Consider the following 26,665-nt stretch of genomic DNA (forward strand, 5'->3'; position numbering starts at 1 on the left):
ATTTCCTGATTGGAAGTTGCTTCATTCGATCGACCCTGATATCTGTATTAGTCCCTTTATCCAATCATCAATGGCCTCTTTTGCGGTATTCATGTCATCCAGCTCTTTTTCCTGATGGGCAATATACTCATTTCTGAAGGAATAAATTTTATCGATAGTATCCAATATATCCTTCTTCTCTGCACCCGCAAATTTGCTTTTGATCGCAGAGAAGATCCCACCGGGCGGAACCCGAGGGCTTTTTGCATACTCCAGACACCATTTCAATAGCCCTATGGGCATTATCCCATCGTTCTCCAGAAGAGTCCGGCGCAAGTTGAACGCTTGCCTCTTATGAAAGCTCTCGTCTCTTGGATGCAGGACGCTCAAATCAGGCTCAAAGAACCTCTGCCTCTTATTGGGATCATCGGGAATGGCACCTTTTAGAGTTGAGATAATGTATCCTTTGGCGGCTTCATCCACTGCTCCCAGAAGCGGAGCGAAGACCGGAGAATAGGAGACTCCTGTCTTGTTCTCCAAGAATTTGAAGAGGGCTATCGCCTCCTGAACGCCCTTTCTCGCTTTCAAGGGCAGGCGATCGAAATCCTCATCGCTAATGAATTCATCCAGTGCTATCTTCTCCAGGTTGCCCTTCTCCAGGCTCAAGGGAGCTTCTATCTTCTCCCGGATGAGGTTCTGCTTGGCTGGTTCGCATAAGGAAAACAGTATCTCAACCTTATTATCATCGATCTGGGAGAAGGTCTCCTGGGGAACATAGAGGTACTCCCATTTGATTCCGCTATCTGAGGCGGCCTGACACCAGGCCATCGCCGCCCGGATCTTGAGGGGAACGTCTATGTCCACCCTTCCCTTGGTCTCAAGCATGACATAGCTGCCTCTATCGTTCAGGATTATGAAATCAGGAGTATAATGAGCCAGCCTGCCGGTATGGGTCTGATAATCGATCCTGATCGCCTCCGGCCCGGCATTTCTGAAGAAGGCCTTGACATCGGGAGCCCGGTCTAAGAACAGGGCCATATCCCTCTCGAAGGCGTTGGTACATGGAACCAGGTTGAAGACGGTCTTGGTGGCCTCAATGGTGGGATGGCGCTCGGAGTGGTTGGCCTGGTAGGGCTTCCATTGAACCACCGATCTGCCGCTGCCAATTGCTCTCTCCTCCAGTTTGATGGTGCTCTTGCTCAGGATGAGTGGCACGAATACGCCCCGAATATGCTCCCTGACATCGTGATCCGCCAGGCGGTTGATCAGGCGCTGGTCGAAGAGGGACACTCTCTCCCCAAAGAGCATGTCAGTCAGGAATATCTCCAGCAGGGGGGCGAGAGAGGAGTGAAGACCATGCAGGCCGGTGATATGCTCCAGCTCGCTGCGGTAGAAGGATATGGCTCCCACTCCGCTCTCCAGCAGGGGGAGCTTGATGTTCATCTCCTCCACGATTTCATTGGTGATGAGCGTTCTTCCTTCGTAGTGGATCTCGTCGGAGGACTGCTCTTTGAGCTTTAAATGTTTAAGGGCTGAGAACTGCTTCTTCACATCCTCAATGGTCAGCCCTTCCAGCTTGGGAATGCGGGTGTAGGCGGGGGAGATGGAAGGGACGAGCATATCCAGTTGATTTAGGTCCTTGTGCTCACCATCGGGAAAGATGCTCACAGTGATCTTGGGAATTTTATCAGGACCTACAATCGTTGGATAAACGCCTTCTTCGCCCAACTGGTCTTGATACAATTCAACGAATTTCCAATGTTCTATGACGGTTAAGATCTCATGAGGGCCGCCGGGGTAGGTCATGCGCCGCAGACCCCGGCCCAGGGTCTGCTCAGGAAGGATGTTGGCATCAGAAGTAAATGGTCGGAGGGGAACAATGGTGGTAACGTTTCGGACGTCCCAGCCCTCCCTGAGCATCAGGACGGATACGATGCATTGATAGGGGCTGGTTCCCTGGTCAAGTTCGCGGGAGAGTTTTCTTAATTCCCTCAGATCCTCGTCTTTGATATCCTTCTCGCTTTCCTCGAATACCGGTATACCGCTCTTCTTTCCGCCCATCCATTTGATCTTGCCTTTGAGGCGGGTGTGGAGGTTTATGGTCCGGCCATTAAGCTCTGAATACAATGAGGAGCTATTCAATTCCCGGGCGATCTGATCTGCGGCCTCGGTATTCTCAGCCATGATGAAGAGCAACGCCTTCTTGCCGCTCTTCTCCCATTCCTCTCTGGAGAGAAGCCAGCGCTTGTATCCGATCATCAGGTGCTGCTGGAATCGGTCTGCCGCATTCTCGCTGGGGCGCTCCACCAGCCCCTCGCCCCGCCCTATAACCGGGATCTTGACTATGCCCGCGTCCACTGCTTCGCCCAGGGGGGTATCGCAGATCACATGCTGGAAGATTCTGCCGTGGTTGTCCTTGGGAGTGGCGGAGAAGTCCAGCTGGGAGACGATCTCTCCTCCGGTTCGATCATGGATGGTCTGGTGGACATATTCAATGGCATCATTCCAGGCACTGTCCGGGTCCCAGAGATGATGGGCCTCATCGTTCAGGACCATAATTTTACGGTGGGAGGTCACCCGCTCCCTCAATGCCTCTCCGGTATCAAGGGCTCTGGACCTGGAGACGGCAGGGCCTAGCCAGTCGTGGCTTTCCATCAGGCTCTTTGACCTGCGTTTTGAGGTGTCATAGAGGCGGTGAATGTTGGTCAGGTAGATCCTGCCCCCGGTGGCAGCTCCGCTGGCCTCGTCCTGGAGGACAACGGAGATGTTCCAGTCCCCTCTCCAGGCTTCGGGGATGAGTGGGTCTGCTTCGAAGACCTTGCCGTCCCCGAAGTCCTCCTTGAGTCGCTCGAAGACGGTGATATTGGGGGCGATGATGAGAAAGTCCCTGGCCAGAATAGAGTCCTCCTCTCGCAGGGAGTGAAAGTAGCTCCAGACTATGGCCAGGCTCATCACTTTGGTCTTGCCCGAGCCGGTGGCCATCTTGAAGGCGTATTTGGGCCAGCGGTCGTCGTCGGGATTCACACCCAGGGCGGTGTCGTAGGAGTCTTCCCCCAGAAATTCGGCGGTGATGGTGGAGAGGGTGCGAATGCCCCGCACTTCGTAGAGGTAGATGAATGTCTCTATGGCTTCTCTTTGGCAGAAGTAGTAGCGGAATGGGATCTGCTGCCCATCATTCTCTTTTAGGTGCTCTTCGCCAAACCAGAAATGGAGCAGGTCTCTGGTGGTCTGGGATGCGCCGGGATAGTCGCTATCTCGCCAGTCTTTAACGAAGCGGCGCAGGTTCTGAGCTATGGGGATATATGAGGGACGGCGGCCTGATATGATCTGGGCGGGATCGCCCTTCCCTTCGCCTGGGGCGCGATATCTGCAGGGCTCTTCAAATGTCTGGTAGAGAGGTTCCAGGGCGGCCAGATTGACCACCGGGCTGGCACCGTTGCTCCGGGCGGTGCCTCTGCTCTCATCGGCTTCAGTCATAGCGGACCTCCACTACGGTGCTGGTATCGCAGCCGAAGATGTCGACCACCTTGATGCAGGCTTTGTAGACACCTTTGCCCGGATAGCCATCAAAGAAGGCATCGCTTGTGGTCTTGAGGCTGCGGTCCCTGCGGGTGCGGTAATCCTGCCACTGGTGCTCGAAGGGCTTGCCCTCCTGCCAGTTGAAGTCCACCGCCCAGAAGTCGATGAAGTCGAAGCCGTCCTTTGCCGCCCGATCCTTGAGAGCAGCCAGCTCCTTGCTGGGGACCTCCGCCAGGGAGGGAATGAACTTCTTGAGAATGATATCCACCTTCTTCTTCCCGGAGACCTTTTTGATTACCGGCTCGGCCTCCAGCACTGCCACCTCAAAGAAGGGTGGTGGAGCGGTCCGGTTCTTCTCCATGATCTCTCTGGGGATGGTGATCAGCCTGATCCGGACCTCTTCGGAGGCCTCGATCTCCTGGCAGACCATCCTCAGATCCATCTCGAACTCCCAGGCCAGGCAGTGGACCTCCTTGCCACCTGCCTCGCGGGCGGCGCGAGCTACGGCCCTGACCTCTTCCCTGGTCAGGAGAGAGTCGATGCTGTCCACATAGACGAAGGCCCCGCCCTTTCTGCCGTGCAGCCATGCTGTCGGATTCGCCAGTGGATCGGCGCGGTAGAATCCCAAGACAACCCGACGGTGATCACGGTCGAAGCCCTGCAGGCGCTCTCTCTGCCACCACTGCCGTTCATATCGGCCCAGGTTGTAGACGTCGAAGGCCCGGTAGGGCTGGCCATCCGCCTGGAGCCTGCGCTGAAGGTCGATCAGCCGCTTTCTGCTGGTGTGGATGGCGAAGCGGCCCAGGTCGCACATGATCCAGCGCCGGCCCAGCCGCTCCGCAACGGCACCGGTGGTGCCAGAGCCGCAGAAGAAGTCGGCGACCAGGTCGCCCTCTTTTGTTAGAGCCTCAATAATTCTTGAGACCAGCTTTTCTGGCTTTTGAGTTGGATAGCCTTGTGCCTCTTTGGAGTACCCCAATGCATTGCCACTAATATCCGTCCAAATATTGGGTAATTGTGAACCTAATTCTTCCCGTTCCTGCAAATAATATTTTTCTCGAATAACATCTGTGAATACGAGTCGGTTGTCATTTTCTAATTTGTGCATACGGCTTTCATTAAAACGCCAGCCCTTTTTTGGGCATGGCCATACTCTTCCACGATTATCTGTGTAATCATAAGTTGTTTGGGGGCCTGGATTCGAAGTTTTGATTATGGGTTGTGTCGTATATGCACCACGTCCATCTCCATCATCTTTATTATATAATTTTCTCATTTCATCTGACAATTCACCACGAAAACCAAAGAACTGATAGGTATCTGACTTAGTGCACCAAATAATATAGTCAGAATTCTTGGGCAAATTACCCGAAACGGTTTTTCCAGCAGAAGTTCGCTGCCATACTATTTCATTTAGAAAATGTTCTTCTCCAAAAACTTCATGCAGCAATAACCGTATATAGACATTGACTCTCTGGTCACAGTGAACGAGGATGTGACCACTTTCAGCCAATAAATCATGCATCAATACCAATCGCTCGTATATCATATTGAGATATGAATCAGTGCCATTTCCCCACATATCTCGATAGGCCACCATTTCTAGGAGTGATTGGTCTTTTTCTGCAACATCATCAAAATCACCCAAAGGCACCTGCATCGTAAAGTCCGCCCCCACATCGAAGGGCGGATCGATGTAGATCAGGTCGATCTTGCCCCGGAAGTCCTTCAGGAGCGAGGCCATCACCAGCTTGTTATCGCCCCAGATGAGCATGTTTCGAAAGTCATACTGCCGGGTGGTCTTCAGCTCTCCCAGGGTGGTCTGACCCCCGGCCAGGGCCTCGCTCCTGGGCATGTCCACGGTCTCAATCTTCTGCATGGGCATGGCACTGCCTGCAACGTCCACCGGGCGGCGAAGACCGTACTCATCATACTTGCCGTCCCAGACCAGCTCGGTCTTCCTCCCACAGAGCGGATGGAGGTTGTCAGGCCCCCGGCGGACGGGCTCAGTCAAGGCAGAAGGCCTCCCGGAGGGGAGCGATGACGGGAAATAACTGTGCAGCAGGCTTTGCAGACGTGGGGCAGATCGTCAATTATTATAATCCTCCTGGCGACGGCTTTGCCCTGGCGGACGAAAAAGCTTTTGCATGAACGATATTCTGTACGAAAAGCATTTATGCCCGAAGGGTATTATTTAATTAGTTACCCATTGGGATGTGCGCTTTGCGCATAGATGACCGATGGGAGTGATCTTTATACTTTTCCGAAGAGATAATCTCTAGCGATGATGAAATTGGGCTTGATTACGTCATAATACCTGCTATCGTTCTTCTCGAATTTCCTATATACGCTGCCACAGATGGAATCTGCACACTGTATGCCTCTGCTGTTATGCGACCGCTCCCATTTAACGTAAAGCCTTCTGTCCTTGAGCAACGGATTGACTTTCATGGGAAGGTACCTGGCCAAATCCCGCTTTATTGCCCTATCAGTTGAGCGCTGATCAACATAAACAGTGATATGCTCCGCTGAGTATCCGCTCTTAACAAGATTTTCGATCAAATAAAATAACATTAAGTTATATATTAAGTTATTATCGGGATGGTTTTGGAATTCCTTATCGATTTTTTCCTTCTGAACATGGATATATCCAAACCTTCCTTTCAGCTCAGCCAGGCAAGTTAAGAACTCCATTTTTATTTCAGGACTCATATCATGAAAATGCAACTCTCTAGGTTCTTTTCCTTTAAGCCCTTTTATCTCAGACTTCATATTATCTACACAAAGTTTATAATTTTTGTTTGAGAAAAATGCAAAGCCGATAATGAAGTTTTGGGTAGTGCCAGCAACACCAGCTTCATCAATAAAAATGTGTAGCATGCGCCTTTTGCCCCCAATTATGAATGCAGGCTAAATAGGCATCCGCTCAAACTGGAGAAAGCCTGGAGGATAAATCTGCATCTATATCCTGAATATCGTTCTGCATGATGCTTTGCAGCTCCCCCAGGTGGTCTGGCCTCCGGCCAGGGCCTCGCTCCTGGGGATATTCACGGTCTCGATCTTCTGCATGGGCATGGCGCTGCCTGCAACGTCCACCGGGCGGCGAAGACCGTACTCATCATACTTGCCGTCCCAGACCAGCTCGGTCTTCCTCCCACAGAGCGGATGGGGGTTGTCAGGCCCCAAGCGGACGGGCTCAGTCAAGGCAGAAGGCCTCCCGGAGGGGAGCGATGACGGGAGATAACTGTGCAGCAGGCTTTGCATGCGTGGGGCAGATCGTCAATTATTATAATCCTCCTGGCGACGGCTTTGTCCTGGCAGACGAAAAAGCTTTTGCATTGGAAGCTTATTTAGCCTGCATCCCACAGTTAGGTATATGATGGCCAAGCTAACCGCAATGATGGTTATCGAGATGCATGATTATCTCATAGAGACCGACGGCGGAGAACCTGGCATCCGTGATATAGGAACACTAGAATATTTAGTCGATAGTATTAATCTTGAGGCGGAGCTTTTCAGAAAAGCTGCATGGGCGCTATATCTAGCAGATCGTCATCCTTTTTGGGACGGGCAGAAGAGGACAGCTTTCCAGCTTTCGGATTTCATATTAAGGGATGCTGGCTATCATATCCATGCAGAAGATGAAGAGATAATTCAAGCCTTAATCAAAATAGCGGAATATAAATGCGATGTTGAGAAGATAGCAAGATGGGTTCGCAGGAAGGCCCGCCGGCTGGAAGGCGGCAGGCAGCTACATCTTGGATAGCTTCTTTAGTACCCGGCGATTGTGGTACGTGCTCTCTTTAAAGTGCTCACGCTGCTCAGGAGAAAATGACTTAAGCCTTTCGTCCACTAAATCCCGGTCGGCTTGTCGATGTCTCATCATCATGGCCATAATATCCACTCATCTCGTAGGAGAGATATAGGTTTCGATGTGGCCTGCATCACACCGCCAGGGATATGATCAAACTTCAAATCCCTTAAGGGCGCATGAGGAATAGTGCTATGTTCGCTGAGTATATCCAAGCGGCTTTATCAAAGGCAACTCATGAGATCATCGAAGACCAAGAGCTTTTCTACGGCGAGATCACCGAACTTCGAGGAGTGTGGGCTACAGGAAAAACCCTGGAAGAATGTGGTGAGAACTTGAAGGGCGTCATCGAAGGCTGGATAGCCTTAAGACTGCGATTGGGTTTAGCCATACCTCCTATCCCACATCCCGCATGTCTCTCATCCGATATAGCATTTTTCACATCCTAGGCCGAACAACTTGATAATTTTAATTTGTTCTTCATTTAGATTAATGACCTCTCGATGAACCGATCCCTTCAGTTCAATAATTGCCTCATTTATATTCCTGAACTTTTGGAATATCCATTTCAACGTAGGACATTGCGTGGGTTTCCCTAGCTGGTTTAACACAGTTTCTCCTGATTCTTTCAGCCTCTTCCGAATCATCCATTCTGCAATCGAATAGATCAACAGAGATAGAACCATTATCATGGATAGAGCTTCGATCCTTTCCTCTTTCTTGAGATAGACTTCTGCCACTCGGAAGCTTTTGTCTTTTAGGAATCGAAAGCCTTTCTCGACAGCGTTTTGGCCTTTGTAATATTGAAGCATCAATTCCCCCTCGAGAGTCTTATCGTTACTCGCCAGGACGAATCTGCCAAGTCTAGATCTCTCGTTAGCGATCGTTGCCTCATTTCGCTGAACTTCTCCTTCAATGAGATAGCCTTTCTCAAGCTGCTCATCCTTCTTTGGACGGCCTCTCTTTGAGTCGATGCGTTTGGAGATTTCACATATACTTAAGCCAGTTAGTGTGAAATGAGGATTTTCCGATATCCATCGATCTGCAGCCTTTCTGGCATCAGCTTCACACGCAAAAACTATATATCCCAGTTTCTTAAGCGATTTTCGCGCTTCAGTGAACTCTTTGCCGATCCGTCTATCGAAAGTCTTTGCCTTACTAGCATGCATTTCTCTGGAATCGACCACAACCCACTTCTGATCTATTCCTCCATAGTTAATTTCCGTCTCAAAGATACTATATCGATCATCAGAGCATGTTTTCATCTCTAGATCTAGTCTCTGAAGATCTTTAACCTCACGAACGGTTGTTGGAACGCGAGTTATCCATAGAGTGCTATCGCCAAGAAGACGAATATTCTCGGAACTGAAGAGGGCGCTATCTGCCGCAAAGTAGTTCTTTCCGGAGAAGTCCAGATTAGACTTGAACATCTGAATCGTCTCAATAAGAGTTTTCTTATCCGATTTATTTCCTGAATGGGCCTGGACAAAGAGAGGAATACCGCATTGATTGGTCACCATGCTCACAATGAACTGTTTTAGATCCCAGCGACCGTCTTTAGGATGACCAAGAGTTATCTCCATAGCAGGATTGCAGTCCAGTCCTTCGTAATCGCCATGAACACCAAAACTCGTGGTATCAACATGGTAGATATTAGTGCCAAAAGCGAGCTGTTGCATGCATTTCATGGCTATATTATTGAAAAGAGCCGTCGAGCCAAATTTATTGATCCGGTCGAGGGTTCTGCCGACAACATCCTCGTTAAAATCTTCTGGGACAACACCAGGATTAAAAAGACGTTCTAGCGCTAAATTTTCAAAGTAGCTGGGAAATATATACAGTCTGCGTTCCGCGAAACCCAATCCGTTGATCACCATTGCTTTTATTATCGCAGAATGGCTCAGTTTGCAGTTACGAGTCTTAGGAATCGATTCATCAATCACCTCTGAAATTCCCAAAGCATCGAATATCGCGGCAACTAAACCTAAGTGGTCAAGCGATAGCGTTGATAATTTCATTTCAAGCCCCTTCATATCCCTTTTCCACTTAAAAGATCATGTCAACATAAAAATGTTTCATAAAAGAAATGCCACCTGCGGGATGTGGGTCCTATTAACGGGCAGGGGATTTAACTGTTGATTTGCCGAATCCGCATAAACAGGATATTGGTGTTGGCCTGCTCAAGAAGATCCTGAAGCAGGCCGAGATAAGCCGCGATGAATGGCTTTCATCAATCTGAGTCTCTGTAAACTTGCACCTTTCATTCATTAAATCAAATATTAACGGACAAAATAGTATCAAAAAATTGGAAATTCATGCTCCGGTTGGGATTTGAACCCAAGTCGAAGGAGTGAGAGTCCTACATGATTGGCCGAGCTACACTACCGGAGCGCGGATGGGGGGTAGTTGTTACTATCATTTAAGGCTTTTGGCCCTGTAGAAAGCAGTCGCAACACTCCTTCAGTGCGCACTCCTCATGCTTCGGCCCACGGGCTCGGCAGATCTGCCTCCCGTGGCGGATCAGGTTCAGGTGAAAGGAGTGGTAGCATTCGGGGGGGACTATCCTCTCCAGGGCTTTTTGCGCCTTCTCCGGCGATAGGTTTTCAGGAACAAGGCCCAGCCGCTGCGAGACCCGGAATACGTGGGTGTCCACGGGCATGAACGGCATGCCAAAGGCAAAGAGCAGGACAATAGACGCCGTCTTCGGCCCAACGCCTGGCAAGTCCAGGAGGTAGCTCATGGCCTCGTCCTTATCCATCCCCTCCAGAAAGCCGATATCCATCGCCCCCCGGTCCCTCTTTATACTGAGGAGGACCTCCTGTATCCGCAGGGCCTTGATATTCGCCAGACCCCCCTCCCGGATGCAGTCCGCCACCTCTTCCGTTGGGGCCAAAAGGAGCGACTCATAATTCCCGTAGTCCCTCTTCAGATTGGCGAACGCCCGCAGGCTGTTGATATCGCTGGTATTCTGTGAGAGTATGGTCATCACCAAAAGGTCCAGAGGATCGATATGATCCTGCAGGGGAACGCCATACTCCTCCTCCAGAATACGAATGCAAGCTAGAACCTTATCGCCGACCTTCTGCTTTGCCATCCCTGCGGAGACTGGCTCCTTTTGCCTTAAAGCTTATTGCGAACAACCAGTCAGCAAAAATTTATCAACCTGTGAATTAAATAGAGAGCAAATGGATTTTGTGGACATCTACCCCTTTCTAGTGGCCATGCTAATTGGAGCTCTCATCGGCACTGAGCGCCAGCGCCGTCTGGCGGAGGAGAAGGTCCGGGGCGTAGCAGGCCTGAGGACCTTCATCCTGATCTCCCTGTTAGGCGCCCTGTCCGCCACCCTGGCCGCCCACTATGGATCCCTCTTTGCCGTCGGCGCTCTCTCCTCATTTATCATTCTGGTGGCGGTGGGCTACGCCTCCGCCGTCAGCTCCCTGGGAAGGATAGATCTCACAGCCGCCGTGGCCGCAGTGGTTGCATTCGTCCTGGGAATGCTGGCCAATGATCCTGATAAGATCGCCCTGGCCGTCTCCCTGGCAATCATCACCACCTGGATCCTGGCCACCCGGACGGTCACACACCGCTACGTCGAGGCCTTGAACGAGGCGGACCTGCTCGACACCCTCAAGATGGGAATAATCGCCCTGGTGATCTATCCCATACTGCCCCTGGAGGCCGTCGACCCCTGGAGGGTGATCAACCTCCGCCAGATCTGGCTCTTCGTGATCCTGGTCAGCCTGATAGGCTACACCGGCTACATCCTCATCCGCATCCTGGGGGCGGAGAGAGGCCTTACACTGACCGGCATCCTGGGAGGCCTGGCCTCGAGCATCGCCGTCACCACCTCCCTGGCGGAGGAGTCGAAGATCAATCCCCAGCTACTATCCTCCGCCGTCTTCGCCACGGCCATCGCCAGCAGCACTGTCTTTCCCCGAGTCTTTTTCATCGCCGCAATAGTAAACAAGGAAGTTTTGCCAGACCTTTTCATACCCCTCCTGACCATGACCGCTGTAGGCGTTGCCCTTGCCTACATATCTCACCGCAAAAGCCCGCCCCAGGGGGGCGAGGTGAAGGTCTCCGATCCCTTCCGCATCCTCCCCGCCCTCAAGCTGGGCTCGCTCTTCGCCCTGGTCCTGATCATCTCCCGCCTTGCCGGCCTGTACTTTGGGGATACGGGAATCTATGCAGCCAGCATACTCTCAGGTCTCGTGGATGTCGATGCCATCACCCTGAGCATGGCCACCTTAGCCCGGTCGACCCTTACTCCCAGCATGGCTGCCACCTCCATCACCCTGGCGGTGATCGCCAACACCCTGGTGAAACTGGGAATGGCTTATCTCCTGGGGAGCAGAGAATTCGGCAACCGGACAGCGGCAATCCTTCTGCCCATGGCCCTGGCTGGAATCCTCTCAATGCTCCTGATCTAAAGAGATCTTGATATAATATAGGAAAAAGAAAAGATGGGCCCGACGCGGTTCGAACGCGTGATCCCCGCCGTGTAAGGGCGATGTCATAACCAGCTAGACCACGGGCCCTGCCCCTTTACTATCTGCTCGTCATATTAGATCTTATCGCTTAGCCCGGGCGAACAAGCCCGGCCGGCTGCCGGGCAGCTCGCGACCTTTTGGGCTATTCTGAGTTTTCTCAACTGCATAATTCAGGACCTGGTTTTTCGCTCCTCCTCTCCGCGGATGAACATTCCCGTCCGGGTCTCATCCAGCAGCTTTTTCGAGGGCTTGGCCGTGGCCAGGCTGACCACGATCATCGCTGCCACTGAGATGACAAATCCGTACATGCTGGGGTGCATGGGCATGGGGGCGATGAACTTGGCATAATAGCTGAAGGCGAACGTCCCCACCAGTCCCAGGATCATCGAGGCCAGAGCCCCCTCCCGAGTGGCCCGCCGCCAGTACAGCCCGGCGAACAGCGGTGTTACAAAGCAGGCCAGCATCACTCCGATGGCCATCCAGATCAGCCAGGCCAATAGCTCCGGGGGATTGGACCAGGCCAGGTACAGAGTGATAACCGTAGAGGCGACTATCGCCGCCCGGCTGAGCAGGGTGATCGACTTCTCCGAGGCCTCCTTGTTGATGAACTGCCGGTATATGTCCCAGCTGACATAGCTTCCTATGGTCAGCATCAAGCGGTCGGTTGTGGACATCACAGCGGATAGGACTATCACCGCCACCAGAGGGGCGAATATCCCCGGAAAGACATACTCCGAGGCCACAATGAAAGAGTAGTCTGCAGGATTGGAGACCCCGGTAGGCATGGCAATCATCCCCTCCTCGGCCATCGATCGGGCAGCAAACCCGGTGATCTTGCAAATGTACATGATCACCGCATAGATGACGAAAGCGGCAAGGGGGGCCCACTTGAAGTACCGGTCCTCTCTTGCGGCCAGCACATTGTTTACCACATGAGGAGCTGCTGCCAGGCCGAAGGTGAGCAGGAAGAAGAAGGAGACCAGGTACATGGGGGTCATGAAGGCATAGCCGGCATAGGGCGGGTGGACCTGGGGATACCACAGGTGGGTCATATTGACATCCATCTCCGCTAAGACGGTATTAACATGGGTCAATCCGCCGGCAGCATCGATCACCGCCGGACCGACGAGCAGCACCCCCAAGAGAATCATCATCCCCTGGATCAATGAGGCCATGCCGATGGCATACAGCCCTCCCAGGATGGTGTAGCCCATGACGATGACCGCACCGATCACCAGAGCCCACTGATAGGGTATCTTGAAAAGCCATGACAAGACCATGCTGATGGAGATGTACTGGCCCACCAGATAGATGATGGAGATGAAAACCCCGATTATGGCGGATGTTCCTCTGATCCCCCGGGGGCTGTAGAAGCGGTGGGCAAAATAATCCTGCATGGTCACATAACCGGTCTTGGCGGCGACCGCGTGAAGCTTCGAGCCGAAGAACAGTATGCACACCGCAGCGCAGAGGGGGACGAATATCTGCTCCCAGATGCTCGGCCAGCCGGTGGCATATCCCAGACCCGCCACCCCCAGGATGGTCATGCCGCTGCAGATGCTGGATACCACGAGAAGAGTGAAGGTCCAGAATCCCAGGTTCCTTCCCGCCACCAAGAAGTCCTCGGAGTTTTTAATCTTCTTGGAAGCGAAAGCTCCAATGGCGATGAGCCCTATGAAATAGACAGCAACAACAACCAACGTGGTAATATCCATATCCATCACCACCTCAAAGCCCATATCAGGAGCAGAATCGAGATGAATACTGGTACAATGATGATTCCTATGAACGTCTCTGTCGGTAGTCCTAAGATCAGATTAATCCCTCCATAGTGTTACGTGTGAGCATGGTTCAGATTGAGGATCTAATAAAGCTAACCGTTCTGAACTGAGGGTGTTCAACTTCATAGCAGCGCGGAGTCCCCATCGTTCACGGTGGGGAGGAGCGCGTGCGAATATCCTCACCTACAATAACTTTATATGGCATTGAGTGAAACCGTCATGCCTGGCCAGGCACCCATGAGGCATGAAAATGTGGGTTTAGGTTTATATCCAGGAATGATCATCAGCCTAAATTATGAGACAGGTAATCAAAGGCGAAGCGTTTCTGGAGGATTCATAAGTCCCCGTGAGTGAAACTGCCTTGAGCAACAGTTAGTACCCATGAATGTCGCCATACAGGCACGCGTATCAAATTTAAAGAAATAACATGTTGCTCTGCCCATCTCAAGGAGATTTAGCATGGAGCCGGTTCTGGATAGTTGCGCTGGAATGGATGTTCACGAGAAGAAAGTAGACGTATGCATTGCTCATGGCCCTCTTGAGAAATCTCCGAAGTTCGAGATCAGGACCTTCTCAACCATGACCTCAGATCTCGAAGACCTGAAATCCTGGCTGAAGAAATATAATGTCACAACAATCGGCATGGAAAGCACCGGCGTCTATTGGAAACCGATCTTCAATATAATGGAAGGAGAGTTCACAATAGTTCTTGCCAATGCTCAGCGCCTCAAGGCCATTCCTCGAAAGAAAACCGACATCATGGATTGCAAGAGAATCGCCAAATTGCTGAGATATGGACTGCTTCCCAACAGCTTCATTCCGCCAAGAGAAATCAGAGAGTTGCGTGATCTCAATCGCACTCGAAGAAAGCTGGTTGGAATGATGACCTCAGAGAAGAATCGACTGACAAAAGTGTTAGAATCATCGAATATCAAGCTCAGCTCGGTTGTATCCAAGATCTCTGGCGTTTCATCAATGGCTATGATTCGATCTCTTCTGGAAAAGGATAGGCTTTCCAAAGAGGAAATCTCTCAGTTGGCTAAAGGCTCACTCAAGAAGAAAGTTGATCTGCTGGAGAAAGCCCTTGATGGAAAATTAACTGATCATCACAGGTTCCTCCTAAAAATGCATATGGAGAATCTCGATCATCTTGCCAGGCAAATCGCAAAAATCGATGAACAGATCGAGAGAAAAATGATCCCTTTTCAAAAGGAGTCTAACCTGATCCAATCGATTCCAGGAATCAGTAAGGTCAGCGCATCTGCCATCCTGGCAGAAATCGGGACAGACATGTCTCAGTTCCCTGACGAAGCACATCTTTCTTCTTGGGCGGGAGTTTGTCCAGGCAATAATGAAAGTGCTGGCAAGAAAAAGAGCGGAAAAACCCAAAAAGGAAATTCTTTTTTGAAAGGAACGTTGGCTGAGGCCGCATGGGCTGCCTCAAAGGTCAAACGCTCCACCTATAACGCTTTCTATCAAAATATTGTCAGACGGAGAGGCAAGAAAAGAGCTCTTGTGGCTCTAGCGCATCGCATGCTCATGGACATCTACCGTGTTCTCAAAACTGGAGCACCTTATCAAGATACAGGCGCCGAGGAAGCTAATGAACGAGCGACGAAGAGAAAAGAACGGTCGATGATCAGATTACTTGAAAAGGCAGGATACGAGGTCGTAAGGACATGCACCTCAGAAATAGCGGCTGCATAGGTATGCGTAAGGCCCATTTTCATATCAAACATACCTGATAATGCAGCTCATAAAGACCATTGTCCTGAAGCTAGATGTGCCAGATAATGATCTAGCCGAGCTGCTAGCAACTTTCTCTCGCGGCATGAATTATGCCTCACAAATTGCGTTCGACATCGGTAAGCCCATTGGAAGTGGACAGCTCCAAAAAGCGACTTACAAGCATCTACGGAACAATCTTAACCTGAAATCGCAAATGGCTTGCAACGTGGCCCGCCAGGTATCAGGAGCTTACAAGACACTTCAGAGTCAGATCGACAAAAAGGAGTCTGAATGGCAACTCCTGGATTTCGATCCAACATCCGCAACATTCTCGTTTGAACGCGATTTCGGCATATCTGGAGATACATTGAGCATAACCACACTGGCAGGGCGCAGGAGATACAAACTCCTGAACTATCGATATGCTCAGAGATACTTCGACGGGTCCTGGAAATATCTAGCATCCAAGCTTTGTTTACACAAAAACGGAGCTTACTTTTTCCATTTGGCCTGTGCGAAGGATATTCCAGACAGGAATATAGTCGATGCATCCACTTTCATGGGGGTAGATGTTGGCATTAATTGCCTGGCGGTTGCATCTACCACAGACAAGCAATGCAAGTTCTTCGCAGGTGGTGAGATCAAGAACCACAGGAACATCCGATCCAAGGAACGCCGGAGATTACAGAAGGCAGGTGGTCGTTATTTGGGCACTCGGTCCTCTATGAGAACTCTCAAAAAAATAGCGGGCCGAGAGACACGGTTCATGACCGCCGTTAATCATAAGGTATCCAAGGACCTGGTGAAATTCGCTACAGATAACGGTGTTTCGGCAATCGGTATGGAAGATCTGACGGATATCAGAAAGAGAACGGAAAACAAGGTCTCTACAGAATTCAGGTACGAGCATAGCAGTTGGGCATTCAGGCAACTACAGGCTTTTGTGGAATATAAAGCCAAAGAAGCCGGGATAGCTGTAATTTACATAAATCCTGAATATACTTCCCAAACCTGCCCCAGATGTAACCACATCAGCCGAAATAACCGCCGTGGTGTAGCCTTCCGATGCGAAAAATGCGGTTACGAGACCCATGCCGATAGAGTTGGTGCTATGAACATCGAGCACCGAACACGAGATTTGAGGTATATCCTTGAGTCTCAGGGTGGTTTAGTCAGCCCACCAGACGCGACACGACTTTTTGCGTAGTCGCAAGCCGCGCCCTTCAGGACGCGGTAGTTGACCTGAGAGCTTTTATAGTGATCTCGCCACATCTTGAGGGATGAGCGAGCTACTTTCCACCTCCGGCAACAGACTTCTGGGGCTTTGCGATGACGCCTCTAGAGCTGTGGCCTCCTCTATCCGGGATATGATCGGCACCGCGTCCGGCGGGCAGATGGTGAACATGGGTGCAGACGGCACTCCCACCAAGGTGATCGACCGCGCAGCAGAGAATGCGGTCCTGGATGTGTTGCAGTCGTCGGGCATGGGCTTTTTGGTGCTGAGCGAGGAGAGGGGAGAGGTGAGGATAGGCGAAAATCCCGACCATTTCCTTCATCTCGATCCCCTGGATGGGACATTCAACGCCATTTCTGGCATACCATTCTACGCCCTGTCAATCTACATCAGCGGGGATGATTGCCGGCTGGGATACATTTATGATCTCGCCCGAGGGCAGAGATTCTATGCTGAAGCGGGCAGAGGGGCTTATGCCGGATCGGGAGAGAGGATATGCGTATCCCGGAATGAGGACTTCAAGAATTTCAGCATCTCTGCCTATACCATCAGGCCTAACACCGGCCGCATAACTGGAATAGGAAACAGGGTTAGGAGGATTCGAACCTTGGGGAGCGCTTCCCTGGAGATGGCGCTGGTCGCCAGGGGAATGCTGGATGCATTTGTCGATTTGCGGGGGATGATGAGGGTGGTGGATGTGGCTGCTGGTATCCTGATCATCGAGGAGGCGGGTGGAAGGGTATCCGATTCAGATGGAAACCAGCTCCATATGGCAGGAGACATGTGGCAGAAGAGGTGTCTCGTCGGCTCCAATGGCCTGCGGCATGAGGATCTGCTTAAGCTAATAGACGGTGGTTGCGATTAGGATCGGATTTGTCTCCCGCAGGGAGGAGGAGTCTGTCTTGCTGGCAGAGAGGCTCATGGATGAGATCGAGTCCTGGAATAGCGGTGTACAGATCCTGGCAGACGGGGATCTCGCCCTAACGATTGGAAGGCCGCCCTCATCCGTTCAGGAGATGGAACGGCTGAAAGTGGATTTTATTGTCTCCATAGGAGGAGACGGCACCATACTCAGGACTATTCATAAGATGGCAGATCCGGTGCCAATACTGGGGATAAACATGGGCACCCTGGGCTTTCTAGTGGATGTGGAGCCTGCGGATGCTCTGGAGACTATAAAGCGCCTGCTTTCGGGATTCGTGGTGGACGAGCGTTCCCGGCTGAAGCTGCTTTTGAACGGGGTCTGCATGCCCCGTGCCACCAATGAGATCGCCTTTTTAACCGCCAGCCCGGCCAAGATGATCGAGTTCGAGATCCTGGTTGACGGCTCCCTGATGGAGGACTTCCGGGCGGATGGGGTGATCATAGCCACTGCCACCGGCTCCACCGCTTATGCCATGTCCGCCGGAGGGCCCATCGTCGACCCCCGGGTGGATGCCATCGTCCTGGTTCCCATGGCCCCCTTCAAGCTCTCCAGCCGCCCCTGGGTGATGCCCGGGAACAGCGTCATCGAGGTCCGGCTCAAGCTGCCTGAGAAGGAGGCGCTGGTGGTGGTTGACGGCCAGAGCTCGACGAACATATCCACTAAGGATTCAATAGTGATAAGCAAAGCCAAGACCCCGGCCAGGTTTGTGAAGGCTGCAAAGGACGGCTTTTACGCCAAGGTGAAAAGCAAGCTGGCCTAGGCAATCAGGCAATCGAGCTGGCTCTCAATTCGCCATATCATGCTAATGCCGCCAGCCTTCAGCCCACCTCTCTTTTAAGCATCAGCGTGGCAGCGATGAACATCAGCATGAAGAAGGCTCCCAAAAAGATGAGATCCGGCAAGATCTGATACAACGATGCTCCCTTGAGCATTATCGCCCTCAGGGCGTCGCTGGCATAGGTCAGGGGCAGAATGTTGGAGATGGGGCGGAGGAAACCCGGAACGGACTGAACCGGCCAGAACACCCCGCACAGCACTATCTGAGGAATGATTACAATGGGGATGAACTGCACCACCTGAAACTCGCTTCTAGCGAAGTTGGATACGAACGAGCCCAGAGCAAGTGCGCCTGCGCCCAGCAAGAGGATTATGGCGAAAGCATCCAGAGGGCTTCCCTTCATTGGCACGCCGAATAAATAGATCACGATCAAAAGAGTGGTTGCCGACTGGATAATGGCCACCAGGCTGAAGCCCAGGATGTAGCCGGAGACGATCTCCACCCGGCTCAGGGGCGAGACCATGAACTTCTCCAGCGTCCCCAAGGTCCTCTCCCGGAGAAAGGATATGGCGGCGATGATGAATGCGAAGAAGAATGCCACCAGGCCTAAAATCGCCGGGCCGATGGTATCGATCATCTCCAGGTCGTAGCCGAAGATGTAGCGAGTGATGATGGGCGGATATGAATCGGTCCGGATCGACACCTCCCTGCTCACTCCGGTCTGCACCGCAGCCATAACCCTCTCCGAGATCTGCAGGCTGCTGGAGTCAAGCAAAACCCCCACCTCTTCTGGCTGGATGACTACCGCACCATCCAGCCTGCCCTCAGAGATGAGCTTCTCTGCGTCCGACTGCGAGCCAAGATAGAGGATATCGAAGTCGTCTAAGGATGCGATGTAGTCACGCAACGGTTCATGGCCTCCGCCGTCCACCAGACCCAGCTGAACCCCTGTCATCTCTCCGGAGAGGGCATAGCCGAAGAGTATCATCAGGACGACAGGAGCGAACAGGATCAGGCCGATGGTGCGCCGGTCTCTTTTAAGCTGACGGACGACCCTCAGGGCAACAACGCCCACACGCTCCGGTTTTGGCCTTTTCATGCCCCCTCCGAGAGGCGCAAGAAAGCCTCCTCCAGCCTGGGCTCAGAAAGCCTGATATCCCGGGGAGATATCTGGGCCAAGACATCTTTGATCTGAGCATGGCTCTTGAGGGTGACCGTCACCACCCCACCATCGATCTCTGCCTCAAATCCCAGCGACTGCAGCAGAATAGCATCATCCTCCGGCTGGGCCAGCCAGAGACGGAGCCTGGGCCCCAGGCCTGCCTGGTTCAAAATCTCCTCCGGGCTGCCCTGGGCGGCCATCCTTCCCGCCCGCATGTAGCCCACCATCTGGCACCGTTCCGCCTCATCCATGAGGTGGGTGGTGATGATCACCGTCTTTCCCGCCTCGGCCATGCTCTGGAAATACTCCCAGAAGGTCTTCCTCAGGCGGGGGTCTATCCCTACAGTGGGCTCGTCAAGCAAGAGCAGCTCAGGCCGGTGGACGAGGGTACAGGCCAGTGAGAGCCTCTGGTACATCCCGCCGGAGAGGGCTCCTGCCAGGCGTTTGCGGTGTTCGGAGAGGTCGACCATTCTCAGCAGCTCTTCAATCCTGTCCTCTCGATCCTGGCCCTTTATGCCATAGAGCCCGGAATAAAACTGCATGTTCTCCTCCACCGTCAGGTCGGGATAGAGGGCCTTATGCTGGGTCATATAGCCGATCCGGGAGTAGATCTCCTCCACATCAGAGACTGGCCGATCCAGAACCCTCAGCTCTCCAGAGTCCAGGCGGAGCAACCGGACTATCGCCCGGATGAATGTGGTCTTGCCCGAGCCGTTGGGCCCCAGGAGGCAGTAGGTCACCCCGCGGGGAATGTCCACATCCAGCCCGTCCAATACCCTCAACTGTCCGAAGCTCTTGGTCGCGCCGCGGGCCGAGACGGCCGGGCTTTTATCGACTGCCATGAACCTCAGACCCTCTTTTTTCTGCGGATGAATATTATCAGCACCGCAGCCAGCAGGGCGAGAAAAAGTAGAATAGCCAGCGCCCATTCCCTGCCCTCCTCCTCGATTCTCACATAGGCGTTCTCCCAGTCGGTCAGGCCCTCCCTGCGGCTGTCGGAGAACTGGAAGAGGATTTTTAGCTGGTAGTTCTTGCCGGGAAGGGCGTCCTTGGAGACATCCAGCTTATAGAGAAGCTCTGCCTCCTCCTGGGGTGCAAGGGTGGGGATGGGAGACTCGTCAACGCTCACATACAGGCCGCTTTCCGGACGGAGACGGGCGACGAGGTCGGACGCCCGGTCGTCCCCCACATTCTTCACCCTTATCCGGATCACATTCCCCTCCGAGCCCGGACGGAGAGAGGTGGGTGTGACATTGAGGACCTGAAACTGAGCCCCGCTTCTCCTCTCCACAATCAGTTCGATGGGAATGGTCTGGCTGAGGGAATCGTACCAGTAATAGACATCCGGGTTCTCCGGCCGGTCTTCATCCTCTTTCGCCGCCACGTCCTTCTGATAGGTGTAGTTGACCTGGGCCAGCAAGCGGTAGCTGCCGGGGAGGGCGTTCTCATAGGCCTCCAGGGGGAACTCCAGCCGGGATGAGGTCTGGCCCTCGCGGATGTTGCCGGGAAAGGCCACCGAGCGCTTGATATCTATTGCGCTCTGGTTCTCCGCCCGGAGGAGGACGGAGACATCCTGGGCCACAGTCCTCTGCTTTTCCAACTCCAGTTCCCTTTGGGCTGCCAGGATCTCCTCTCTTTTGTTGGCTGCCGGCTCCTCGTTTATCTGAAAGGAGGTTATGCGCCCCCGGTTGGTCAGGGTCATGGTGAGGGCGGTCTCCTCCCCCTGATAGATGCGAGACCTGTCCAGGGATGCGGTCAGATTGGGGGTGCCGTAGACCTTGTAGTAGTCGGCTGAGAACCTCTCCGGCGGGATGGGGGCTCCGCTCTCGGCGGCCAGCCCGAGGAGGACCGAGGATAAGGATAGAATCAGAGATGCAACGAATACGAACCTGGCAAGGTGCAGGGCGGCGTACTTCTCTGAGTCGTCAATTGATCTTTTGTTTTTTGACCATTTGTCAATCATGGACCAATCCTCCTTCAGCCGGCGTGACCGGGCATGACAAAAATCCGAATAAGAATATGGTGCTTTTGCTATTTAGAGATTCCCATTTCTACTGGCCCCTCAATCCTTGCAGCCAAGTCGTGGCAGGAACATGGGCACCCTCAGCCGATACTCCTCGTATGCCTTTCCGAACTCCTCTTTCAGGGATCGCTCCTCATGGAGGGCACCGAGATAAAAGTAGAATGTGGCCATGATATTGAAGGTCAGAAGATTCATGGTCATGATCGGGCTGGTCCAGAGGAAGAGAATGGCAAACAGGAAGAGTGGGTTTCTCAGGTGGCAGTAAAGGCCGCCGGTCACTAGAGCTCGCTCCCGGCCCGGACGGGGCCGCCCCTCTAGCCCCAGGAAGTCCAGAACGCCTGTCTGGAAAAGGGTGATCAGCAGCATGGCAGCCGCCAGGAGCTGGGCGGCGGCCATCAGCCCAAAAGCCGGCCAGGGAGCGATGTAGATGACCTCATCCGGTAGATAGAGGAGGATAAAGATGAAAGGCAGCAGCATAATCAGGGCCAGCAGATTGAAGGCCAGCCGCCCCCAGCGGTCCAACGCCCCGCACGCCCTCTCCTTTGCCCATCTCTTGAACCGGGGATCGGCCAGGAGGCTATGAACAGAGGCAAAAACCAGAAAATAAGCCGCCATGGCCAATGCACCCGATCCCATATCTGCTCGAACTCCGGAAGGATCTCTTTAGCCCCTCATTTCAGGGGGAGGTAGAATAAGACATCCTCGTCGGGAATGCAGGCCACGGACAGGCCCCGCCTCTGCAAAAGCACAGATACAGCCTCCATCAGCTCCAGGATGCATTGGTTGTGCCTTTCCACGCATATGCCCTTGAAGTCCTCAAAGCCTCCGGTGACCAGGTCCTCACCGAACTCCATCTGGGGGAGGTTCACCTCCAGCTCCGTCAGCTCCTCAATACACAGGCCGCTATTCGTGGCCACCTGATCCAGCATCTCCATATACTGATCATAATCCATGGCATAGACCACTCCCCGCACCCGGCCGGATTGGTCCTCCTTCGACCGGGCCATATAGAGGGGCAGGCCCGATATGTCTATCTCCTCAGGCGGCTTGCCGATTGCGATCTCTTCTGCCGCCCTCTGCATCACCCTGAGGACGTCATCCAGGCCCTCCAGAACCTTAGAGGCTACGGTTTCCAGCATATATTTGCCATTAGCGGTAGTCATTTGGCCCACTCCGTCCAGCTAAGTCGGATCTGGTCCTGCCCGGGAACCCGGGCGGGAATCGTCCGGCAGCAGATCCTCGTCAAAGCGCTGCTCACGGCGTCATTAGTATCTAGGAGCTAATAGAATTTACGTTTAATATCATTCCCGCCAGCAATGCCTATGATCTGGTGCTCCTCTCGGAGTTCATAAGCCCCGAGGAGCTGGTAAGCTATCAGAAGCATCCGGAGCATGTCAGGGTGGCGGAGGTGGCGGGTCAGGTCTGCGAGTCCAGGATCGTGGTGGACTATGCCTGCTAATTCAGTCCTTCAGCCCTCTGAGAAAGTGGCCATGGGTAATTCCCCCCAGGGCCAGGGGCTGAATCCTCGCCTTCAAATCCAGAAGCCCTTCCTTTAAAGGCGCGGGATCAGTGGCCAATAGCTTTTCGGTCCGCTCTATCGCCTGATTATAAGCCCCTGTCACCTGCCGAGCATAGCTTTCCGTCCGCCCTCTGGCGTCCAGGGATATCCCGTCCAGTCCTATCCGGCAGATCTCAGGCAAGAGGTCGATCAGACAGGTCTCGGCGGAGTTGAAGATATGGGTCCTGCCCTCGTCATCCACCTTCAAAGGAAAGATGTGCTTGAAATCCTGCAGGCCCCAGAACTCCTCCGAAGATCTTCCTTTGGCCAGTTGGGGGACGGAGTCCTCGGCCACCATCACTTCCAGGCTGCCCTGGACGACTAGCTCCAGCTTCGGGTTTCCGTCCCGGCCGGGCAGAGCTCGGAGGGCGGAGGCGGCATCCTTCAGCTGGTGGCTGGACAGCTCCGGGGAGAGGGTGAGCCAGCTGAACTGGGGTGCAAGGGCCTGGGCAGTCAGGTGGTTCCAGACGTTCAGCCCGGATCCGCCATAAATAGGCATTTCGGGCATCTTCTCTTTGATCGCCCAGGCAGGGCCGACGTTCTCCACCATGATCCCGTTCACCTGGACCTGGGAGAGCAGGGGCAGGGCAAGGTCAATGAAATCATCCCGAGTGATTCGCGGCCACTTCCAGATCAGCTCTGCCTTGCCGCATAGCTTTTTTGCCTCCAGAAGCTGGGCCAGGATCGTCTCTATTCTGTCCCGATCTTTTCGCCCTTTTTCCATCAGGGGCTCGAAGTATATCCGACGAGATCCGCCCTCAACCGCTCCCTTCAATATATCCAGGCGGTCGGCATAGACGGACAATTTGGGCCTGCTCCATTCCTCCCCAGCCCTTCTCGCCGGAAGCTCGAGCTTCTGGAGGCGATCCTTCGCCTCCCTGATCCGGTCCGATGCCGGGCGGCGGCCTTCCAGCACAGCCTTCTCCAGCCCGGCCAGAAGATCGCGGCGCAGCTGGTTTAAGGCACCCGGAGGGGAGAAGAGCCCTCCTGGATAGTCCATCTCAACCTTTCTGACCACAAAGGGGGTGCCTCCGGTCTTTCTCATCTGGGATTCGATCTGCTCCGGGGTCTGGGGCCTATTTACGGCCTCCTCCATCCTGGATTCCCCTCGGGCCACTGCCAGCTCGCCGCTATCCAGCCGGCCTTCGGCAACTGGAAATCCATCCTCCCAGGTGAGGGTGATGTCCACGGGAATAGAAGCCCTCTCCCTGGCTGCGATCTCCTCTGCCCTTCTGGCCAGGGCAGTGCTGCCGGTGAGAAATACTCTGGCCCCGGGACGGACTCTATCCGGGGTCCTGAGTCGTACCAGGCCATCCTTTTCGATGGCCTTCTGCACCACAAGACCCATCTCCTGGCCAGGAGACTGGAATACCAGGCCGTCCCCTTTCTCTGGCACAAGTGAAGCGCAAAGACGGACTGCTGCCTCGCCTCTCTGGGGATCATAGGAGGCCACGCTTCCTATGAGGAGCCCCTGATTGTCCGACATCCCTCTGCCCATGACATCCTTTGCCCCCAGCAGGTGGCCTGATGTGAAGTCGCGGTTGAAGGCCAGGGCTAAGTCCCTCTCCTCCTCTTTCGAGGGCGACCAGCTTCCGCGGGCGATGCCGTCCAGTGCCCTCCGGTAGATGCTGGTGACGATGGCCACATACTGGTGGGACTTCATCCTCCCTTCGATCTTCAGGGACTGCACAGGCGAGCGGACTATCTTATCCAGATGCCTGTAGACGGAAAGGTCGCGAGTGGAGATGATATAGCTCTCCTTTTGGGCCACAGCCTGCAGGCCCACTGGCCGGCCGTATTCGTCCTTTCTGCCATGCATCAGGACATACGGTTTCCTGCAGGGTTGGGCGCACATCCCCCTGTTGCCGCTCCGCCCGCCGATGGCCGAGGAGAGAAGACACTGGCCAGAGTAAGAGTAGCAGAGGGCACCGTGCACGAATACCTCCAGGCCCAGTCCCGCCTTTTCCATCTTCTGTCCCCATCTTTCAATCTCTTCTATAGTGACCTCTCTGGCCAGGACGACCCTATTGAAGCCACCCTGGGCAGCATAGAGAGCACCAGGGAGATTGTGGATGGTCATCTGGGTGGAGGCATGCCTCTCCAGGTCTGGAACAAGCTGGCGGGCCAGTGAGGCTGCGCCCAGGTCCTGGAGAAGAATGGCATCCGCACCCAGATCGTACAGCTGAACGAGGTACTCGGCTAAATCGAGCAGCTCCTCCTCCCTGATCAGGGTATTGACGGTAACGTAAACTTTCACCCCACGCAGGTGGGCGTAGTCTATGGCCTCCGTCAGGGCGGTGTGGTCGAAGTTTGCAGCGAACTTCCTTGCCCCAAACCTCTTGCCGCTCAGGTACACCGCATCCGCACCTGCCGCTATGGCAGAGTGCAGGGCCTGGGGCGAGCCAGCAGGGGCGAGGAGTTCAGGCAGTCTTATCAATGTCAGTCAGAATGACTGTTGCCCCTGAGTTGATAAGCCCTATCCTTACCGTAAAAGAGGAGCCTCAATGATCATCTGGATTTTTATTCATCTGCCTGAAGATGACGATGTCTTAAGCGGGTTATTTATCTGATGAATTGCATTTACATAGTTCTGGTGGATGTGATGAATCATTCCAGTGCAGTAATAGTTCTGATGGCCCTTTTATTCCTCTCCACCAGTGGGGAGGCATTGAGGACCTTTTCTGGCGATACGATATCCATAGTCAATCCCGTAGAGGATGATATCTTTGCCGCAGGAAACATAGTGAATATCAACGCTCCAGTTGATTCGGCTGTAGTCGCCGGAGGCACAGTGAACATCAACGCGCCAGTAAAGGGAGACGTCATTGCTGCTGGCGGCCAGGTCTATGTGAACTCCGATGTGGGTGGAAAGGTGGTGGCTGTCGGGGGTACCATCGATTTGAGAGGAGATGTCGGCACCAATCTGGTGGCAGCAGGAGGCCAGGTGAGCATACTTCCGGGCAGGACAGTGGGCAGAGATGCCCTCATCAGCGCCGGCAATGCGGTGAACTCCGGCCGGATCAATGGCACAATGACCGTTTATGCGAGCGACTTCAACAACACCGGCTCGGCAGGCAAGGTCGACTTCTATCAGACGGAGAGGACAGAGGATAAGGCCCCGCCAAGAGAGGATAAATGGGGCGGCTTTGATCTCTTCAGCCTGATAAGCATCATCGGATACTTCATCCTGGGACTGATCCTGGTAAAGCATATTCCCGTCATCTTCCGGACTGTGGACGAGGAGATTCGCACCTCCACCCTGCTCAGGACCGTACTGGGATTCATCATCATCATCGCCTCATTCATCGCTCTCTTGCTGGTGGCCATCACCGTGGTGGGCCTGCCGATAGCAGTGGTATCTACGTTCCTCGTGATCGTCGGCCTGATGCTCAGCGGGACATTTGTGGCCTATAGCCTGGGCCGGTGGATCTGCCTGCAGGGCAAGCTGAAACAGGGGGATCTGGTATGCTTTACCATTGGATTTGTCATCCTCAATCTTCTATTCCTCATCCCCTACCTGGGCGGCCTGGTGTCCATTGTATCCATGAGCCTGGGCTTCGCTGCCCTTCTGTATGCCGCCCGGCGCCTGATTATGGCAAGCAACAATAAGGCGGAGGCGTTGGAATAAAAAAAAAGGAGAGATCAACTTTTTTTCTGGCAACCTTTTTTCAGCCGGC

General features: G+C 53.5%; 24 protein-coding genes and 2 tRNA genes. 10 read left to right on the top strand and 16 right to left on the bottom strand.

The features are described from left to right. Positions 1-21 precede the first annotated feature (21 nt). The 4 genes from MCON_RS08820 to MCON_RS08835 all read right to left on the bottom strand — a co-directional run bounded on the left by MCON_RS08820 (position 22) and on the right by MCON_RS08835 (position 6,702). A complete protein-coding gene (locus MCON_RS08820; RefSeq protein WP_013719648.1) occupies positions 22-3,456 on the bottom strand; it encodes a DEAD/DEAH box helicase family protein in 3,435 nt (1,144 codons plus the stop codon). Beyond that, positions 3,449-5,512 carry a site-specific DNA-methyltransferase gene (locus MCON_RS08825; protein WP_013719649.1) on the bottom strand — a complete coding sequence of 688 codons (2,064 nt, stop codon included), beginning with the start codon at positions 5,510-5,512 and terminating at the stop codon, positions 3,449-3,451. Before MCON_RS08825 ends, MCON_RS08820 begins: the two co-directional genes overlap by 8 nt. Before the next feature lie 239 nt (positions 5,513-5,751). Beyond that, positions 5,752-6,378, bottom strand: coding sequence for a DUF3800 domain-containing protein (locus MCON_RS08830; protein ID WP_013719650.1), 627 nt, complete (start codon positions 6,376-6,378; stop codon positions 5,752-5,754). A gap of 81 nt (positions 6,379-6,459) precedes the next feature. Next, on the bottom strand, positions 6,460-6,702 hold the full coding sequence (locus MCON_RS08835; RefSeq protein WP_013719651.1) for a hypothetical protein: 243 nt from the start codon (positions 6,700-6,702) through the stop codon (positions 6,460-6,462). A 26-nt stretch (positions 6,703-6,728) separates the two neighbouring features. Between MCON_RS08835 and MCON_RS16200 the strand changes: the two genes are divergently transcribed. Further along, positions 6,729-6,878: a hypothetical protein gene (locus MCON_RS16200; RefSeq protein WP_157863751.1), complete on the top strand. Its 150-nt coding sequence runs from the start codon at positions 6,729-6,731 to the stop codon at positions 6,876-6,878. Then, a complete protein-coding gene (locus MCON_RS08840) occupies positions 6,878-7,264 on the top strand; it encodes a type II toxin-antitoxin system death-on-curing family toxin (RefSeq protein WP_052297555.1) in 387 nt (128 codons plus the stop codon). Before MCON_RS16200 ends, MCON_RS08840 begins: the two co-directional genes overlap by 1 nt. Here the strand turns inward: MCON_RS08840 and MCON_RS16205 are convergent. Next, entirely contained in the window at positions 7,250-7,393 is a 144-nt protein-coding gene (locus MCON_RS16205; RefSeq protein WP_157863752.1) for a hypothetical protein, read from the bottom strand. The two genes, MCON_RS08840 and MCON_RS16205, sit on opposite strands and share 15 nt — an antisense overlap. A 110-nt stretch (positions 7,394-7,503) precedes the next feature. Here MCON_RS16205 and MCON_RS08845 point away from each other — a divergent pair, with 110 nt between their 5' ends. Next, positions 7,504-7,758, top strand: a complete 255-nt coding sequence (locus MCON_RS08845) for a type II toxin-antitoxin system HicB family antitoxin (RefSeq protein WP_013719653.1) — start codon at positions 7,504-7,506, stop codon at positions 7,756-7,758. On the opposite strand, the gene MCON_RS08850 is transcribed toward MCON_RS08845, so the two are convergent. The 3 genes from MCON_RS08850 to MCON_RS08860 all read right to left on the bottom strand — a co-directional run bounded on the left by MCON_RS08850 (position 7,729) and on the right by MCON_RS08860 (position 10,403). Continuing rightward, positions 7,729-9,327, bottom strand: coding sequence for an IS1634 family transposase (locus MCON_RS08850; RefSeq protein ID WP_083804763.1), 1,599 nt, complete (start codon positions 9,325-9,327; stop codon positions 7,729-7,731). The two genes, MCON_RS08845 and MCON_RS08850, sit on opposite strands and share 30 nt — an antisense overlap. Positions 9,328-9,625: 298 nt before the next feature. Next, positions 9,626-9,700: transfer RNA gene (locus MCON_RS08855), tRNA-Glu, on the bottom strand. 28 nt (positions 9,701-9,728) lie between these two features. Continuing rightward, positions 9,729-10,403 (bottom strand): endonuclease III domain-containing protein, encoded by a 675-nt coding sequence (locus MCON_RS08860; RefSeq protein WP_013719654.1) that lies wholly within the window; start codon positions 10,401-10,403, stop codon positions 9,729-9,731. A gap of 91 nt (positions 10,404-10,494) precedes the next feature. On the opposite strand from MCON_RS08860, the gene MCON_RS08865 reads away from it, so the two are divergent. Then, entirely contained in the window at positions 10,495-11,739 is a 1,245-nt protein-coding gene (locus MCON_RS08865) for an MgtC/SapB family protein (protein WP_013719655.1), read from the top strand. Between the two features lie 34 nt (positions 11,740-11,773). On the opposite strand, the gene MCON_RS08870 is transcribed toward MCON_RS08865, so the two are convergent. Next, a tRNA-Val gene (locus MCON_RS08870) sits at positions 11,774-11,847 on the bottom strand. 122 nt (positions 11,848-11,969) lie between these two features. Continuing rightward, on the bottom strand, positions 11,970-13,520 hold the full coding sequence (locus MCON_RS08875; protein ID WP_048133104.1) for a sodium:solute symporter family protein: 1,551 nt from the start codon (positions 13,518-13,520) through the stop codon (positions 11,970-11,972). A gap of 549 nt (positions 13,521-14,069) precedes the next feature. Here MCON_RS08875 and MCON_RS08880 point away from each other — a divergent pair. The 4 genes from MCON_RS08880 to MCON_RS08895 all read left to right on the top strand — a co-directional run bounded on the left by MCON_RS08880 (position 14,070) and on the right by MCON_RS08895 (position 18,227). Then, on the top strand, positions 14,070-15,287 hold the full coding sequence (locus MCON_RS08880) for an IS110 family RNA-guided transposase (RefSeq protein ID WP_232844383.1): 1,218 nt from the start codon (positions 14,070-14,072) through the stop codon (positions 15,285-15,287). A gap of 40 nt (positions 15,288-15,327) precedes the next feature. Beyond that, the gene (locus tag MCON_RS08885; protein ID WP_013719657.1) at positions 15,328-16,515 is read left to right on the top strand and encodes an RNA-guided endonuclease InsQ/TnpB family protein; all 1,188 of its coding nucleotides are present in this window, start codon (positions 15,328-15,330) and stop codon (positions 16,513-16,515) included. Positions 16,516-16,588: 73 nt separating this feature from the next. Beyond that, positions 16,589-17,407 (top strand): bifunctional fructose-bisphosphatase/inositol-phosphate phosphatase, encoded by an 819-nt coding sequence (locus tag MCON_RS08890; protein ID WP_013719658.1) that lies wholly within the window; start codon positions 16,589-16,591, stop codon positions 17,405-17,407. After that, on the top strand, positions 17,394-18,227 hold the full coding sequence (locus MCON_RS08895) for an NAD(+)/NADH kinase (protein WP_013719659.1): 834 nt from the start codon (positions 17,394-17,396) through the stop codon (positions 18,225-18,227). The genes MCON_RS08890 and MCON_RS08895 overlap by 14 nt, the downstream gene beginning before the upstream one ends. 58 nt (positions 18,228-18,285) lie before the next feature. Here the strand turns inward: MCON_RS08895 and MCON_RS08900 are convergent, their stop codons facing one another. The 5 genes from MCON_RS08900 to MCON_RS08920 form a co-directional block, all read right to left on the bottom strand. Then, entirely contained in the window at positions 18,286-19,344 is a 1,059-nt protein-coding gene (locus MCON_RS08900) for an ABC transporter permease (protein WP_013719660.1), read from the bottom strand. After that, positions 19,341-20,249 carry an ABC transporter ATP-binding protein gene (locus MCON_RS08905; RefSeq protein WP_013719661.1) on the bottom strand — a complete coding sequence of 303 codons (909 nt, stop codon included), beginning with the start codon at positions 20,247-20,249 and terminating at the stop codon, positions 19,341-19,343. The genes MCON_RS08900 and MCON_RS08905 overlap by 4 nt, the downstream gene beginning before the upstream one ends. Positions 20,250-20,254: 5 nt before the next feature. Continuing rightward, the gene (locus tag MCON_RS08910) at positions 20,255-21,370 is read right to left on the bottom strand and encodes a COG1361 S-layer family protein (protein ID WP_013719662.1); all 1,116 of its coding nucleotides are present in this window, start codon (positions 21,368-21,370) and stop codon (positions 20,255-20,257) included. 99 nt (positions 21,371-21,469) lie between these two features. After that, positions 21,470-22,066, bottom strand: a complete 597-nt coding sequence (locus MCON_RS08915; protein ID WP_013719663.1) for a methyltransferase family protein — start codon at positions 22,064-22,066, stop codon at positions 21,470-21,472. A gap of 35 nt (positions 22,067-22,101) precedes the next feature. Next, positions 22,102-22,593 carry a hypothetical protein gene (locus MCON_RS08920; RefSeq protein WP_013719664.1) on the bottom strand — a complete coding sequence of 164 codons (492 nt, stop codon included), beginning with the start codon at positions 22,591-22,593 and terminating at the stop codon, positions 22,102-22,104. Positions 22,594-22,733: 140 nt separating this feature from the next. Here MCON_RS08920 and MCON_RS15645 point away from each other — a divergent pair, with 140 nt between their 5' ends. Continuing rightward, positions 22,734-22,889 carry a Dabb family protein gene (locus MCON_RS15645; RefSeq protein ID WP_269798874.1) on the top strand — a complete coding sequence of 52 codons (156 nt, stop codon included), beginning with the start codon at positions 22,734-22,736 and terminating at the stop codon, positions 22,887-22,889. 1 nt (position 22,890) lies between these two features. Here MCON_RS15645 and MCON_RS08930 read toward each other — a convergent pair whose 3' ends face one another. Then, the gene (locus MCON_RS08930; RefSeq protein ID WP_013719665.1) at positions 22,891-25,425 is read right to left on the bottom strand and encodes a DUF3656 domain-containing U32 family peptidase; all 2,535 of its coding nucleotides are present in this window, start codon (positions 25,423-25,425) and stop codon (positions 22,891-22,893) included. 132 nt (positions 25,426-25,557) lie between these two features. Here MCON_RS08930 and MCON_RS08935 point away from each other — a divergent pair, with 132 nt between their 5' ends. After that, a complete protein-coding gene (locus MCON_RS08935; RefSeq protein WP_013719666.1) occupies positions 25,558-26,616 on the top strand; it encodes a hypothetical protein in 1,059 nt (352 codons plus the stop codon). Positions 26,617-26,665 lie beyond the last annotated feature (49 nt).

Origin of the sequence: Methanothrix soehngenii GP6 (assembly GCF_000204415.1) — an archaeon.
GTDB lineage: Archaea > Halobacteriota > Methanosarcinia > Methanotrichales > Methanotrichaceae > Methanothrix > Methanothrix soehngenii.

Coding starts and splice junctions, on each gene's coding strand:
- MCON_RS08820 (WP_013719648.1), bottom strand. CDS start 3,456: ATGACTGAAGCCGATGAGAGCAGAGGCACCGCCCGGAGCAACGGTGCC.
- MCON_RS08830 (WP_013719650.1), bottom strand. CDS start 6,378: ATGCTACACATTTTTATTGATGAAGCTGGTGTTGCTGGCACTACCCAA.
- MCON_RS16200 (WP_157863751.1), top strand. CDS start 6,729: ATGACGGGAGATAACTGTGCAGCAGGCTTTGCATGCGTGGGGCAGATC.
- MCON_RS08840 (WP_052297555.1), top strand. CDS start 6,878: ATGGCCAAGCTAACCGCAATGATGGTTATCGAGATGCATGATTATCTC.
- MCON_RS16205 (WP_157863752.1), bottom strand. CDS start 7,393: ATGGCCATGATGATGAGACATCGACAAGCCGACCGGGATTTAGTGGAC.
- MCON_RS08845 (WP_013719653.1), top strand. CDS start 7,504: ATGTTCGCTGAGTATATCCAAGCGGCTTTATCAAAGGCAACTCATGAG.
- MCON_RS08850 (WP_083804763.1), bottom strand. CDS start 9,327: ATGAAATTATCAACGCTATCGCTTGACCACTTAGGTTTAGTTGCCGCG.
- MCON_RS08860 (WP_013719654.1), bottom strand. CDS start 10,403: ATGGCAAAGCAGAAGGTCGGCGATAAGGTTCTAGCTTGCATTCGTATT.
- MCON_RS08865 (WP_013719655.1), top strand. CDS start 10,495: ATGGATTTTGTGGACATCTACCCCTTTCTAGTGGCCATGCTAATTGGA.
- MCON_RS08875 (WP_048133104.1), bottom strand. CDS start 13,520: ATGGATATGGATATTACCACGTTGGTTGTTGTTGCTGTCTATTTCATA.
- MCON_RS08880 (WP_232844383.1), top strand. CDS start 14,070: ATGGATGTTCACGAGAAGAAAGTAGACGTATGCATTGCTCATGGCCCT.
- MCON_RS08885 (WP_013719657.1), top strand. CDS start 15,328: ATGCAGCTCATAAAGACCATTGTCCTGAAGCTAGATGTGCCAGATAAT.
- MCON_RS08890 (WP_013719658.1), top strand. CDS start 16,589: ATGAGCGAGCTACTTTCCACCTCCGGCAACAGACTTCTGGGGCTTTGC.
- MCON_RS08900 (WP_013719660.1), bottom strand. CDS start 19,344: ATGAAAAGGCCAAAACCGGAGCGTGTGGGCGTTGTTGCCCTGAGGGTC.
- MCON_RS08905 (WP_013719661.1), bottom strand. CDS start 20,249: ATGGCAGTCGATAAAAGCCCGGCCGTCTCGGCCCGCGGCGCGACCAAG.
- MCON_RS08910 (WP_013719662.1), bottom strand. CDS start 21,370: ATGATTGACAAATGGTCAAAAAACAAAAGATCAATTGACGACTCAGAG.
- MCON_RS08915 (WP_013719663.1), bottom strand. CDS start 22,066: ATGGGATCGGGTGCATTGGCCATGGCGGCTTATTTTCTGGTTTTTGCC.
- MCON_RS08920 (WP_013719664.1), bottom strand. CDS start 22,593: ATGACTACCGCTAATGGCAAATATATGCTGGAAACCGTAGCCTCTAAG.
- MCON_RS08935 (WP_013719666.1), top strand. CDS start 25,558: ATGAATTGCATTTACATAGTTCTGGTGGATGTGATGAATCATTCCAGT.